The organism is Mesorhizobium monacense (assembly GCF_056781675.1).
Map to the genome: position 1 here is coordinate 2557382 of NZ_CM165567.1, position 12533 is coordinate 2569914.

Sequence of the window (12533 nt, forward strand, 5' to 3'; positions counted from 1 at the left end):
CGAAGCGTGAAAGGTAACTTGCGGTGGCCTGCCGCGACAGTCTAGTGTCGCGTCACTTCAAAAGCCGATTTGGGGGCACCGATGCTGCAGTGGCTGGATGGCGTGGCGGGTCCTGGATATGTCGCAGCAATCCTGTGGACATTTGCCGCGCTGATTCTGCTGGTCGTCGTTCTGCTCATCGTCAAGCTTGTCCGCAGCCTGACGTTCGGGACGTTCGTCGCCGGCGGCAGGAACCGCAAGACGCGGCTCGCCGTCATGGATGCCACCGCCGTCGACAGCCACCGCCGGCTGGTGCTGGTTCGCCGCGACGACATCGAGCACCTGCTGCTGATCGGCGGCCCAACCGACGTCGTCGTCGAACGCGACATCAGGCTGGCGGCACCGCGCCGCCCGGCGCTGACCGGAGATGGCGGCCAGCAGCAGGCCCAGGCGCCGCGGCCGCGCGCGGTCCAGCCCGCCCCGGCACCGGCAAAGCAGGCGGCGCCACCGCAGCCGGTTGCCGCCGCTCCGGCCCCTGCCCGACCCCGCCCTGTCACGCCGGCGCCGGCACCGAAACCGGCCGTGCCCAACTATCAGGCGAGCAATGTCACGCCGCTACCGGCCTATGGATCGACCATCAGCACCGCCAGGCATACGCCAGCGCCGGCAAAGCACGAATCCATCGACGACACGCTGATGCAGGAACTCGAGGTCTCGCTGGACAAATCGCACCCCAGGCCTGCGAGCAAAACGGCGGCCAATGCGCCACCGCAATCGCTCGACGACGAGATGACCAAGCTTCTCGGCGAACTGGCCAACCACAAGCGCTAGAGCTGAAGCGCTCAACCCTTTGTTTTTGAGCAATTCCGGACGGAAACCCGCTGCACACTTTTCCTGGAATTGCTCTGGGTTTTTGCGCACTTTTCCCGGCACTGCTCCGGACCAGCCAGACACATTAATGGCCGGGAAACCCGGCCATTAATGTGAAATTGCCTGGCTTTGCACGCGTCAGTCGTCGCGGTAAACCTTCTCGCGGCGCTCGTGACGCTCCTGCGCTTCGATCGACAAGGTCGCGATCGGGCGCGCATCGAGCCGCTTCAGCGCGATGGGCTCGCCGGTTTCCTCGCAATAGCCGTAGGTGCCTTCGTCGAGGCGCTGCAGCGCCGAGTTCGATCTTCGAAATGAGCTTGCGCTGGCGATCGCGGGCACGAAGCTCGATAGCGCGGTCGGTTTCCGACGAGGCGCGGTCGGCGAGATCGGGATGGTTGGCGTTTTCCTGCTGCAGAATTTCGAGAGTTTCGCGCGCTTCGCGCAGAATGTCGTTCTTCCAGGTGACGAGCTTTAGGCGGAAGTAGGATTTCTGCCGTTCGTTCATGAACGGCTCGTCTTCGGAGGGTACGTAATCGGCGGTAACGATGTCGTTCATTCAACTCACCCAACAACCCCAATTTTGGCGCCTATATATTCGCGGACCGAAGCCTGCACAAGCGCAATCGGCGATAGAGTCACGCAAAAGTTAGCAGTTGATCGTGGAACCCTTCTGCTTCAAGGGCGCGAGCGAATTCTGACATGATTTGTTGTGCTTGAGTGGTGCCGGCCATTGTGCAGCGGACCGTTCTGATGGCTAATCGGGCCGGTGTCTTGTGGCGTGAGGGAGCCGTGAGCAGACTTTACCTGTTGAGGCATGCCAAGGCCGGATGGGCGCTGCCGGGCGTCCGTGACTTCGATCGACCGCTCGATGCATCGGGCATGGCCGACGCCGAGTTGATGGGCGAGGCCATGCGGGTGCGCAACTATGTTCCCGACATCACCCTTTGCTCCAACGCCAGGCGGGCGCGCCAGACGCTGGAAGGCCTGGCCGGGCAGACCGACACCGGCCGGGTGCTGTTTTTCGACACTTTATACAGCGAGGACGCCGCCGGTTACCTCACCCTCATCCGCGACAATGGCGGGCCCGGCTCGCTGCTGGTCATCGGCCACAATCCGATGACGGAGGACCTGGCCATGGCGGTCTCTGGTGACGGCGAGGAAGCTGCCCGTGGCATGATGAACCACGGTTTTCCCACATCTGGTCTTGCGGTCGTGCGCTTCGCCGGCGCCCTTGCCAGTGCTGCGCAAGGCAATGGCTATCTTGAAGCCTTTCTCACGCCTGCCGACCTCTGAACCATTTCAAACCACAATTCCAAAGCCTATATCGGAGCCTGACAAGCGCCCGAGAGACCCCATTTTGGCATCATCGCTGACCACATTCTCCGACGAAGCCAAGATTGCGCTCGACACACTTTCAGGGCGGGCCGCCGGACTCTTTTCCCCGTCGCTGCGGCTGGGCGTGACCGGTCTTTCCCGCGCCGGCAAGACGGTGTTCATCTCGGCCCTTGTCCACAATCTGATCCATGGCGGGCGTCTGCCGCTGTTCGAGGCGCAGAAATCGGGGCGCATTGCCCGGGCTTTCCTCGAGGAACAGCCCGATGATGCGGTCCCCCGCTTCCAGTACGAGGATCATATCGCCGCCCTGGTCAATGATCGCGTCTGGCCCGAATCGACGCGCGCCATCTCGGAACTCAGGCTGACAATCGAATACGAATCGGCTTCCGGCTGGAATCGCATGTTTTCGGCCGGCAAACTGTCGATCGATATCGTCGACTACCCCGGTGAATGGCTGCTCGACCTGCCCTTGCTCGGCAAATCCTTCACCGATTTTTCCCGTGAGGCGGTCGAGATGGCGGCGCTGCCGGGGCGCGCCGACCTTTCTCAAGCCTGGCGGGCGCTTGCCGCCACGATCGATCCGAACGCCGACGCCGACGAAATGACAGCGCGCCGCCTCGCCGAGAGCTTTGCCGCCTATCTCAAGGCATGCAAGCTCGACGAACGGGCGCTTTCAACCTTGCCGCCGGGCCGCTTCCTGATGCCGGGCGACCTCGAGGGCTCGCCCGCGCTGACCTTCTCGCCCTTGCCGACGCCGAGCGACCGGCGGCCGCGTTCCGGGTCGCTGCAGGCGATGATGGAACGGCGCTACGAGGCCTACAAGACGCATGTCGTCAAACCGTTCTTCCGTGAGCACGTCACCCGCCTCGACCGTCAGATCGTGCTGATCGATGCCATGCAGGCACTGAATGCCGGCCCCGGCGCCATGGCCGACCTGGAACGCGCCGTCACCGAAATCCTCTCCTGCTTCCGGCCCGGCCGTGGCAATTTCCTCACCGACCTGTTCTCGCGGCGCATCGACCGCATCCTGGTGGCTGCGACCAAGGCGGATCATTTGCATCACGAAAGCCACGACCGGCTGCAGGCGATCGTGCGCCGGCTGGCCGACCGGGCGGTGGCGCGGGCGAATTTCACCGGCGCCGATGTCGACGTGGTCGCCATGGCGGCCGTACGCGCGACCCGCGAAGGCACGGTCAAACAGGGCTGGGAAACCCTGCCCGTCATCATCGGCACACCGCTCAAGGGCGAAGGGATCAATGGCGACACATTCGACGGTAAAGGCGAAACTGCCATATTTCCTGGTGACTTACCCGAGAAAGCTGATGAAGTGTTCGATGTTTCTCGGTCGCAGCAGGCAGACAGCGACGGGCCGGCGATCCGTTTCGTTCGCTTTCGTCCGCCAAAGCTCGAGCGCACGGCCGAAGGCGTTACGCTCTCGCTGCCGCATATCAGGCTCGACCGCGCCTTGCAGTTCCTGATCGGAGACCAACTGGCATGACAGCGCCTCGCAGACCCGCGGCATTCCGCATCGAGCCGGAGACCGAGCCCAAGCAGGAGGCGCGCGAAACGCGCCGCGCCCATGCCGAGCCGCCGCAGACACGCAAGCCGCGCGCCGCTGCGGCCGGCGTCGCGGTCGTCGTGCCGGCCGAGATCGATGTTTTCGACGAACCCGACATCGTCGCCGCCGAACCGCCGCCGGCTACCGCGCCGCGCAAGCGTTCGCTGCTTGGCAGGCTGTTCTTCGGCGCAATGGGTGTTCTGGTTTCGCTGGCCGTCGGCCTGTGGACCGACCAGCTCATACGCGACCTGTTCGAGCGCGCCGAATGGCTGGGCTGGCTGGCGGCCGGAATGGCTGCCATCGCGGTGCTGGCGCTGGTGGTCATCCTGGTGCGCGAATTCCTGGCGATTGCCCGCCTCGCCGAGGTCGAAAAATTGCAGAAGCGGTCTCTGGATGCCGTGGCGCGCGACGATCCGAAGGCCGCCAGGGCCGTCGTCGACGAGCTTTCGGCCTTTGTCGCGGCAAAACCCGAAACCGCGGCCGGCAGGCGCTCGCTGGCCGAACTGCGCGGCGAGATCATCGACGGCGGCAATCTGGTGCGGCTGGCCGAGACCGAAATCCTCGGGCCGCTGGACATCAGCGCCAAGGTGATGATCCTCGAAGCGGCCAAGCGCGTGTCGCTGGTGACGGCGGTCAGCCCGCGGGCCATCGTCGACGTCGCCTATGTCGTATTCGAGGCCGGGCGGCTCATTCGCCGCCTGTCGGAACTTTACGGCGGCCGGCCGGGCACGCTGGGCTTCTTCCGGCTGGCGCGCAGCGTTCTTGCCCATCTCGCGGTCACCGGTTCGATAGCGGTCGGCGACAGTTTCGTGCAGCAGATCATCGGCCATGGCCTCGCCGCACGCCTATCGGCGAAGCTCGGCGAAGGCGTCGTCAACGGCATGATGACGGCACGCATCGGCATAGCCGCGATGGAGACGGCGCGGCCCCTGCCCTTCATCGCCACCAGGCGGCCGGGACTGGGCGATTTCCTCTCCGCGCTGACATCGTTCGCGACAAAGAAAGAAAGTGAAACATCGGCCCCCGGCAAGTGAAGAAGCGCCCCACAGTCACCAAGCATTAACCAATCTTGTTCATGGTCGGAGGTGTTCCAAGAACAGCTTCCTTGTTGCCGGGTGTGGTCGATGAAAAGCGTAATTCTATCCAGCGTCCTGCCTGTCGCGGTCACGGTTGCAGCCCCTCTCGGCCTCGCTGAAAAGGCGTTTGGCGCGGAACCCGACAAGCAATTCTTTCAATCGGTGGAAGGCAAGTGGGTCGGCCCCGGCGAAATCGTCGCCGGCAAGTACAAGGGCACGAAGTTCACCTGCAATTTCAACGGCTCGACGCCCGACGGCAAGACCGGCATGACGCTCGACGGCGGATGCCGGGTCGGCATGTTCACCCAGAAAATGTCGGCGTCGGTCGAACGCAAGGGCCGCGACGGCTACAAGGGCAATTTCATGGGCGGCGCCGCGGGATCAGGCCTCGACATTATCGGCGGCAATGTCGTCGACGCCCACAAGGTCGTCTTCACCATCAACCGCAAACAGCTGCGCGGTGTCATGCAGGCCCGCATTCCCGACGACAACTCGATGACGGTGACCGTCGCGGTGCGTGTCGACGAGCAGCTGGTGCCGGTCATCGGCATGAGCCTGAAGCGGGTCGACGCCGTCGAAGTCGGCTCCATCACGCCGAACTGAGACCCAGCAGCGGGCAATAAAAAAGGCGACGGCCCACCAGGGCCACCGCCTTCTTCAATCCCCGAACGGTCAATTAGCCCTTGATGGTGGCCGTCAGCTCATCATAAGCCTTGCAGGCCTCGTCCAGCGTCGTGGCGCCCTGATACTTGGTCGTCACCGCCTGCACCTTGGCCGTCAGATCGGCCGCCTTGGACGGATCCTTGGTGATGGCCTCCTGCAACGCGGTCGTCATGTCCTGCGCCTTCTTGGTCGCCATTTCGGCGGTGCACTCAGGTGCCTTCGAGCAGGCCGAACCGGCAAGCGCCGCAACACCCACGGCAACGAGCAAAAACTTCTTCATGTCAGTCATCTCCTCAAAAAAGGGCGGCGACTTGATCGTCGCCCCCCTCCAATGGCCGAAGCCGAGCGTCCCTTAACCGCTGATTGTGGCGACACGCAACGCGAGTACCGCATAAACTTGTGTAACGCGGCTGCAACAGTGCCCAGGCCGCAACGCCGATTCGCTCTGTTCGATCCCGGCCGAAGTCCCTATCCTTGGTCTCGATTCCGCAGCATATGCGAGGAACCTCCAGGAAACGGACGAGCAGGCATGGCGGCGGAAGCATCGGGCAGCGAACTCATTCAGGTGGTGGCGCTGCTTGCCGCCGGCGTGGTGGCCGTTCCGATCTTCAAACGGGCTGGGCTGGGCTCGATTCTCGGCTATCTCGCGGCCGGGGTGGTGATCGGGCCGTTCGGACTTCGCATCTTTTCCGAATCGGAAGCCATTCTTCATGTCGCCGAACTCGGCGTCGTCATGTTCCTGTTCATCATCGGGCTGGAGATGCAGCCGTCACGGCTTTGGGGCCTGCGCCGCGAGATCTTCGGCCTCGGCGCCCTGCAGGTCGGCGTCTGCGCCTTGTTGCTGACCAGTGTCGGCCTGGCCGGCGGCTTTCCGATCGCGGTATCGTTCGTCGCCGGCGCCGGTTTCGTGCTGACCTCGACGGCGATCGTCATGCAATTGCTGGAAGAGCGCGGCGAGATCGCCACGCCCAAGGGCCAGCGCATCGTATCGATCCTGCTGCTGGAAGATCTGGCGATCGTGCCGCTCTTGGCGTTGATCGCCTTCCTGGCGCCGGGCGGCGCCGATATGAGCCTGTCGCAACGGCTGACGGAAATCGGCATCGGCCTTGGCGCGATCGTCGGGCTGGTGGTGGCGGGTCGCTACCTGCTCAATCCGTTCTTCCGCATCCTGGCGGATGCCCGCGCCCGCGAGGTGATGACGGCGGCCGCGCTGCTGGTCGTCCTGGGGTCGGCTCTGGCCATGCAGCTCTCCGGACTGTCGATGGCGATGGGCGCATTCCTGGCCGGCGTGCTGCTGTCCGAATCGACCTTCCGCCACCAGCTGGAGGCCGACATCGAACCGTTCCGCGGCATCCTGCTCGGCCTGTTCTTCCTCGCCGTCGGCATGTCGCTCGATCTGCATGTCGTGGCAGCGAACTGGCGCATCGTCGCCATCTATGTCGTCGCCTACATGGTGATGAAGGCGCTTGGCATCTACCTGGTCGCCCGCATGCTCAAGACAGGTCATCGCGAAGCGCTGGAACGCGCCGTGTTCATGGCGCAAGGCGGCGAATTCGCCTTTGTGCTCTATTCGGCCGCCGCGGCGGTCGGCATCATCGACAGCCAGGCAAATGCGACGCTGACCGCGATCGTCATCATCTCCATGGTGCTGACGCCGTTAGCCATCATCGCGTTGCGCTATCTCACGCCGCGCGACGAGCAGTCGCTCGATGGAGTCGACGTCGCCGCGGACCTTTCCGGCAGCGTTCTGATCATCGGCTTTGGCCGCTTCGGCCAGATCGCCAGCCAGCCGCTTTTGTTGCGCGGGATCGACGTGTCGATCATCGACAATGAGGTCGAGATGATCCAGGCGGCGGCCGATTTCGGCTTCAAGGTCTACTATGGCGACGGCACGCGGCTGGACATATTGCGTGCGGCGGGCGCCGGCCGGGCGCGCGCGGTGCTGATCTGCGTCGACAAGCCCGATGCCGCCGTGCGCATTGCCCAGTTGATCAAGGCCGAATTTCCCCTGCTGACGGTGCTGGCGCGCGCCTTCGACCGCGGCACCGCCTTGCAGCTCATTCGCGCCGGCGTCGACTTCCAGCTGCGTGAAACCTTCGAATCGGCGCTTGTCTTCGGCGGCTCCGCTCTGGAGGCGCTGGGTATCGACCCGGACGACGTCGCCGAGGTGATCGAGGATGTCCGCCGCCGTGACACCGCCCGCTTCGAAACGCAATTGGCCGAAGGTGTTCGTGCCGGCGCGCGCTTCCTCAAGGGCAATATCGGCACGCCGATTCCGGCGCCACTGACGCCGCCGCGGCGTGCCGGCCAGGCACTCAACGAAGAGACAGCCGGCGTGCTGCACAAATCCGAGCCTGCTGAGGAGTAAGCAATGACCGAACCGGACAAGCGGGCTGTCTCAGTCGCCAAATTCTGGCGCGATGCCGGCGAAGATGCGTGGTTCGAGAAGAACGACGCCTTCGATGCCGACTTCCGCGCCCGGTTTCTCGACCTGCACTACGCCGCCGCGCGGCGTGAATGCGATGCCTGGTCGGAGCATGCCGAGGGGTCGCTGGCACTGATGATCCTGCTCGACCAGTTTCCGCGCAATTGCTTTCGCGGCACCGGCCATATGTATGCGACCGACGAGTTGGCCAGGCATTTCGCCGGCAAGGCCATCGCCGCTGGCCACGACCTCTTGCTCGAGGAGGACCTGCGGGTCTTCCTCTATCTGCCCTATGAGCATTCGGAGTTGCTCGCCGACCAGGAAAGGGCGGTTGAGCTTACCCAAGCCAACGCGCCGGACGATCTGAAATATGCGCTGGAGCACCGCGACATCATCCAGCGCTTCGGCCGCTTTCCGCACCGCAACAAAATGCTTGGCCGCGCGACGACGCCGGAGGAAAAGGCGTTTCTCGATGGCGGCGGGTTTTCAGGCTGATCTCGGGCGACGTCAGGCCAGCCACCAGTCCCGGCCCGACGGCAATTTCTCTATTCCTGCGGTGTCGACGCTGCTCAGCCGCTCCGACACGCTCTTGCCGCCAATGGCAAGCTCCGGCGCGATCTCGGCCAATGGCGCCAGCACGAAGGCGCGCTCCAGCATGCGCGGATGCGGCACTTCCAGGCCGGTTTCGTGGATGATGCGGTCGCCGAACACCAGGATGTCGATGTCGATCAGGCGCGGGCCCCAGCGTTCCTCGCGCACCCGCTTCAGCCGGCGTTCGGCATCGAGGCAAAGGTCGAGCAACGAACGCGGCGCGAGCGTCGTGGCGATCGCGGCAGCGGCATTGAGAAAATCCGGCTGGTCGAGCTTGCCCCAGGGGGGTGTGCGATAGAGCGAGGAGACCGCAACGACACGGGTCTTGTCGTCGCCGTCCAGAATGCGCAGCGCGGCCGCCATCGACTTGCCCGGATCGCCGAGATTGCCGCCGAGGCTGAGATAGACGGTATTATTCTGGCCAGACAACGGTCACCTCGACATGATCGAGCACGCCGGGCACCGGGGCGTTTGGCTTGCGCACGGTGATCTCGGCCTTCTTGATCTGCGGAAACCGCGCAGTCAGCGCCCGTGCCACCTCCAGCGCCAGCGCCTCGATCAGAAAGCGCCGCTGCCCGGTGATGATCTTTTCGATGACCGCAAAGGCGACGCCGTAATTGACGGTATCGTCGATGGAATCGTCGACGAGCGCGCGGCCGGGCTCAACGGTCAAAGCCGCATCGACATAAAAGCGCTGGCCAAGCGTCTCCTCCTCGTCCAGCACGCCATGGCGGGCAAAGAAGGCGCAGTTCTTCATGCGGATAATGTACATGGCTCAGCTTCCCGGAATTTCGCGCGCCAGCATAGCATCGGTGACAGCCAGAGCGTCCACGTTGATTGCGACATCGTGGACGCGAAACAAGTGCGCGCCTTTGAGCCTCAAAATAACGCTGGTGGCCGCCGTGCCCGCAGCCCTGTCCATCGCGTCGCGCCCGGTGACGTTGCCGATGAAACGCTTTCGCGACGTGCCGGCCATCAGCGGGTAGCCTAGTGCCGCCAGCTCCGAAAACCGCGCCATCAGATCGAGGTTTTCCTCGGCCGTTTCCTTGGCGAAGCCGAAGCCGGCGTCGAGCACGATCTGGGCGTCGGCAACGCCGCTGGCATGCGCGATCTCCAGCGATTTCCTGAGAAAGAAGAACTGGTCCTCGATCACGTCGGGCAGTTTTTGCCTGTCGCGCCCGGTGTGCATGATGACCAGTCCGGCCCCGGTCTCGGCGGCAACGCGGGCGATGCGCGCCTCGCGCTGCAGGCCCCAGACATCGTTGACGATGTGCGCGCCGGCGGCGACGGCCAGCCGGGCGGTGTCCTCGCGATAGGTATCGACCGAAATCAGCGCTTCGCCGAGACCAGCAAGCGCCTCGATGACCGGCAGCACGCGGGCCTGCTCTTCCTCTTTTGTCACGGGAGACGCCCCGGGCCGGGTCGATTCTCCGCCGACGTCGATGACTTTGGCCCCCTCCTCGACCATGCGGCGCGCCTGGGCCACTGCTTGCTCGCGGGAGGCGAACAGGCCGCCATCGGAAAAACTGTCCGGCGTGACGTTGAGGATGCCAACGACCACGGCCTTGCCGCCAAGATCGAGATGACGTCCGTGCGCCAGCTGCCACCGCCTTGTCGTCATCGCCAATCAACCATCTTTGATCCGCCGGAAATCAAATCCGTTGCGCCGGGGACGGCCGTAACGCAAGGTGGCTAAAGAGGCAACCTGATGAAACAGTACCTGCTCTGCGCCCTGATGCTCGCCTTGACCGCCCTGCCGGCGGGCGCGGCCAATCTGGTCAAGACCTACACCTACTTCGCAATTGGCGGCCGCACGCTCGACGATATCGAAAAGCAGCTGTCGAAGAACGGGCCGCAGGTGAAAAGCACCGGGTCGAGGCATCCGGGCGCCACGCAAATGGCGTTCACCACCCGCGTCAGCTATGCGGAAAAGCCGGGCTCCTGCCGCATCGCCGACGCCATCGTGACCGTTAAGGTCAAGGTGATCCTTCCGGAATGGCGCCGTTCGCGCAAGGCAGGCCCGGATGTGCGGCTGTTCTGGGACACGCTGTTCGCCGACATCAAACGCCACGAGGAGCGCCATGTCGAGATCGCCAAGAACCATGGCAAGCAGCTCGAGGACGCGCTGAAGGCGAGCTATCCGCAAAAGACCTGCGCGGCGGCAAAGGCGAAGGCGGCTGCGATCACGGCGGCTGAACTCGCCGAGCACGACCAGGACCAGTTGCGGTTCGACCGCGTCGAGAGCGTCAATTTCGAAAGCCGCATCCTGCGGCTCTTGCGCTACCGGATCCAGAGCATCGAGAATGGTCGGCTGCCGCCGGCCTGATTTTCGCCCGGTGAGGAGCGTAAACGACACAAGCCAATTTCGCCGAAGCATAGTGCCAGGCTGGAAAAACTTTCGAGCCCCTGTCGAAATCGGCCTATACGGAATGTCAGGTTCGCAAGCGCGGAACCCTCGAAGCACGAGATAACCAATCGACGCGGCAGACGCACCGGACCGGCTAGGCCGGCCGCCCATGGCAGCGCGCCGCAAGCCCATGAAAGACCAGGAATATGGACCAGGCTGTCGACAGACCGACGATGGGAGCGGCATTGCCGCTGACTGAAACCGAAAAGAACGCCATCATCGGCGGCGTTCTGCTGTCGATGCTATTGGCGGCCCTTGACCAGACTATCGTCGCGCCGGCCCTGCCGACCATTGCGCACGCGCTCGGCCATGCCGAGTATCTGCCATGGATCGTCACGGCCTACCTCCTGACCGCGACCGCCATGGCGCCGCTCTACGGCAAGATCTCCGACGTCTACGGGCGTCGCCCGACCATCTATGCTGCGATCCTCATCTTCCTCGTCGGATCGCTGGTCAGCGCCATGGCTCCCAACATGCTGGTGCTGGTGGTCGGCCGGGCGATCCAGGGCGCCGGCGGCGGCGGCCTGTTCGCCCTGACGCAAACGGTCATCGGCGACCTCGTGCCGCCGCGCGAGCGAGCCCGCTATGCCGCCTGGATCTCCGGGACTTGGGCGGTCGCCAGCATTGCCGGGCCGCTGCTCGGCGGCACCTTCGCCGAGCACCTGCACTGGTCGTTGATCTTCTGGATCAACATCCCGCTTGGCCTCCTGGCGATGGCGATCATCAACAGGCCGCTGAAGAAGCTGCCGATTGCCGCCAAGCGCCATCGCATCGATGCGCTCGGCGCGCTGCTGCTCGTCGTAGCGACGGCATTGCTGCTGCTGGCGCTGAACTGGGGCGGCAGCGCCTATCCTTGGCTATCGCGCGAAATCCTCGGGCTTGTCGCTTGCTCGGCGGCTTTCTGGGGCGCTTTCGCGCTGCGCCTGCTGCGAGCGGCCGAACCGCTGATCTCGCTCGAAGTGCTCGCCAATCCGATCGTTCGGGCCGGCACGCTGTCCATGTTCCTGCTGCAAGCCGCCAATATCGGCCTGGCCGTCTACCTGCCCGTCTACCTGCAATCGATCGTCGGCCTCTCGGTCAGCCAGTCGGGCACCGCCATGCTCGGGTTGCTGCTCGGCACCGTCGCCGGCGCAACGTTCAGCGGGCGCATGATCCCGCGCTTTGTCCACTACAAGCGGATCGCCATGGTCGGCGTGACCTTCGCCATCCTGTGCCTGGGATTGCTCAGCCTCGTCGCCGGACATGCGTCCCTGCTGGTGGTCGAGCTGCTGACGACGGCAATCGGGCTTGGCACGGGCACGACGTTCCCTGTCGCCACCGTCTCGGTGCAGAACGCGGTCGACCGCATGCATCTCGGCGTCGCCACCGGGGTGCTGACCTTCCTGCGTTCGCTGGGCAGCGCGCTCGGCGTCGCCATGCTTGGCGCCGTCGCTCTCGGATATGGGTTGCCGCTTGCCGAGGAAGGCTCGCTGACCGCTGGCCAGGTCACGTCGGTGATGCCGTTCGTGATGATCTTCCTGGTCGCGGCTGTCACGCTGGTGCTGGCGCTGGCCGCACTCGCGCTGATGCCGGAAAAGCCGCTGCGCGGCCGCGACGAAGCCGCGGCGCCGGTACTCGCCGAATAGGGCC

Annotated in this window: 13 protein-coding genes and 1 pseudogene; 9 read left to right on the plus strand and 5 right to left on the minus strand. The window is 64.4% G+C overall.

The annotated features are described in order from the left end of the window. Window positions 1–81: 81 nt before the first annotated feature. Window positions 82–810, plus strand: coding sequence for a hypothetical protein (locus AC1RUK_RS12360; protein ID WP_481835406.1), 729 nt, complete (start codon window positions 82–84; stop codon window positions 808–810). A gap of 177 nt (window positions 811–987) precedes the next feature. On the opposite strand, the pseudogene dksA reads toward AC1RUK_RS12360, so the two are convergent. Further along, window positions 988–1405, minus strand: a pseudogene (gene dksA / locus AC1RUK_RS12365) (RNA polymerase-binding protein DksA). Between the two features lie 233 nt (window positions 1406–1638). Between dksA and AC1RUK_RS12370 the strand changes: the two are divergent. The 4 genes from AC1RUK_RS12370 to AC1RUK_RS12385 all read left to right on the plus strand — a co-directional run bounded on the left by AC1RUK_RS12370 (window position 1639) and on the right by AC1RUK_RS12385 (window position 5421). Beyond that, complete coding sequence (locus AC1RUK_RS12370; RefSeq protein ID WP_481835405.1) at window positions 1639–2142, plus strand: SixA phosphatase family protein; 504 nt, start codon at window positions 1639–1641, stop codon at window positions 2140–2142. A 64-nt stretch (window positions 2143–2206) separates the two neighbouring features. After that, on the plus strand, window positions 2207–3682 hold the full coding sequence (locus AC1RUK_RS12375) for a YcjX family GTP-binding protein (RefSeq protein WP_481835404.1): 1476 nt from the start codon (window positions 2207–2209) through the stop codon (window positions 3680–3682). Then, window positions 3679–4776: a YcjF family protein gene (locus AC1RUK_RS12380; protein ID WP_481835403.1), complete on the plus strand. Its 1098-nt coding sequence runs from the start codon at window positions 3679–3681 to the stop codon at window positions 4774–4776. Before AC1RUK_RS12375 ends, AC1RUK_RS12380 begins: the two co-directional genes overlap by 4 nt. A 90-nt stretch (window positions 4777–4866) precedes the next feature. After that, window positions 4867–5421, plus strand: a complete 555-nt coding sequence (locus AC1RUK_RS12385) for a hypothetical protein (protein WP_481835402.1) — start codon at window positions 4867–4869, stop codon at window positions 5419–5421. Between the two features lie 73 nt (window positions 5422–5494). Here AC1RUK_RS12385 and AC1RUK_RS12390 read toward each other — a convergent pair whose 3' ends face one another. Beyond that, a complete protein-coding gene (locus AC1RUK_RS12390) occupies window positions 5495–5761 on the minus strand; it encodes a hypothetical protein (protein ID WP_006206106.1) in 267 nt (88 codons plus the stop codon). A gap of 249 nt (window positions 5762–6010) precedes the next feature. Between AC1RUK_RS12390 and AC1RUK_RS12395 the strand changes: the two genes are divergently transcribed. Continuing rightward, entirely contained in the window at window positions 6011–7849 is a 1839-nt protein-coding gene (locus AC1RUK_RS12395) for a monovalent cation:proton antiporter-2 (CPA2) family protein (RefSeq protein WP_481835401.1), read from the plus strand. 3 nt (window positions 7850–7852) lie between these two features. Beyond that, a complete protein-coding gene (locus tag AC1RUK_RS12400) occupies window positions 7853–8401 on the plus strand; it encodes a DUF924 family protein (protein ID WP_481835400.1) in 549 nt (182 codons plus the stop codon). A 12-nt stretch (window positions 8402–8413) separates the two neighbouring features. Here the strand turns inward: AC1RUK_RS12400 and folK are convergent, their stop codons facing one another. The 3 genes from folK to folP are packed head-to-tail and all read right to left on the minus strand — an operon-like array spanning window position 8414 to window position 10118. Then, window positions 8414–8926 carry a 2-amino-4-hydroxy-6-hydroxymethyldihydropteridine diphosphokinase gene (gene folK / locus AC1RUK_RS12405; RefSeq protein ID WP_481835399.1) on the minus strand — a complete coding sequence of 171 codons (513 nt, stop codon included), beginning with the start codon at window positions 8924–8926 and terminating at the stop codon, window positions 8414–8416. Continuing rightward, complete coding sequence (gene folB, locus AC1RUK_RS12410; protein ID WP_436174793.1) at window positions 8910–9269, minus strand: dihydroneopterin aldolase; 360 nt, start codon at window positions 9267–9269, stop codon at window positions 8910–8912. Before folB ends, folK begins: the two co-directional genes overlap by 17 nt. Window positions 9270–9272: 3 nt before the next feature. Beyond that, a complete protein-coding gene (folP, locus tag AC1RUK_RS12415; RefSeq protein WP_481835398.1) occupies window positions 9273–10118 on the minus strand; it encodes a dihydropteroate synthase in 846 nt (281 codons plus the stop codon). Window positions 10119–10205: 87 nt separating this feature from the next. Between folP and AC1RUK_RS12420 the strand changes: the two genes are divergently transcribed. After that, the gene (locus tag AC1RUK_RS12420; RefSeq protein WP_481835397.1) at window positions 10206–10823 is read left to right on the plus strand and encodes a DUF922 domain-containing Zn-dependent protease; all 618 of its coding nucleotides are present in this window, start codon (window positions 10206–10208) and stop codon (window positions 10821–10823) included. 227 nt (window positions 10824–11050) lie between these two features. Next, on the plus strand, window positions 11051–12529 hold the full coding sequence (locus tag AC1RUK_RS12425) for an MDR family MFS transporter (protein ID WP_481835396.1): 1479 nt from the start codon (window positions 11051–11053) through the stop codon (window positions 12527–12529). The last annotated feature ends 4 nt before the right edge of the window (window positions 12530–12533 follow it).

Bases quoted from the DNA above. Each gene is read 5' to 3' on its own strand.
- AC1RUK_RS12360 (WP_481835406.1), top strand. From the start codon at position 82: ATGCTGCAGTGGCTGGATGGCGTGGCGGGTCCTGGATATGTCGCAGCA.
- AC1RUK_RS12380 (WP_481835403.1), top strand. From the start codon at position 3,679: ATGACAGCGCCTCGCAGACCCGCGGCATTCCGCATCGAGCCGGAGACC.
- AC1RUK_RS12385 (WP_481835402.1), top strand. From the start codon at position 4,867: ATGAAAAGCGTAATTCTATCCAGCGTCCTGCCTGTCGCGGTCACGGTT.
- AC1RUK_RS12390 (WP_006206106.1), bottom strand. From the start codon at position 5,761: ATGAAGAAGTTTTTGCTCGTTGCCGTGGGTGTTGCGGCGCTTGCCGGT.
- AC1RUK_RS12395 (WP_481835401.1), top strand. From the start codon at position 6,011: ATGGCGGCGGAAGCATCGGGCAGCGAACTCATTCAGGTGGTGGCGCTG.
- AC1RUK_RS12400 (WP_481835400.1), top strand. From the start codon at position 7,853: ATGACCGAACCGGACAAGCGGGCTGTCTCAGTCGCCAAATTCTGGCGC.
- folB (WP_436174793.1), bottom strand. From the start codon at position 9,269: ATGTACATTATCCGCATGAAGAACTGCGCCTTCTTTGCCCGCCATGGC.
- folP (WP_481835398.1), bottom strand. From the start codon at position 10,118: ATGACGACAAGGCGGTGGCAGCTGGCGCACGGACGTCATCTCGATCTT.
- AC1RUK_RS12420 (WP_481835397.1), top strand. From the start codon at position 10,206: ATGAAACAGTACCTGCTCTGCGCCCTGATGCTCGCCTTGACCGCCCTG.
- AC1RUK_RS12425 (WP_481835396.1), top strand. From the start codon at position 11,051: ATGGACCAGGCTGTCGACAGACCGACGATGGGAGCGGCATTGCCGCTG.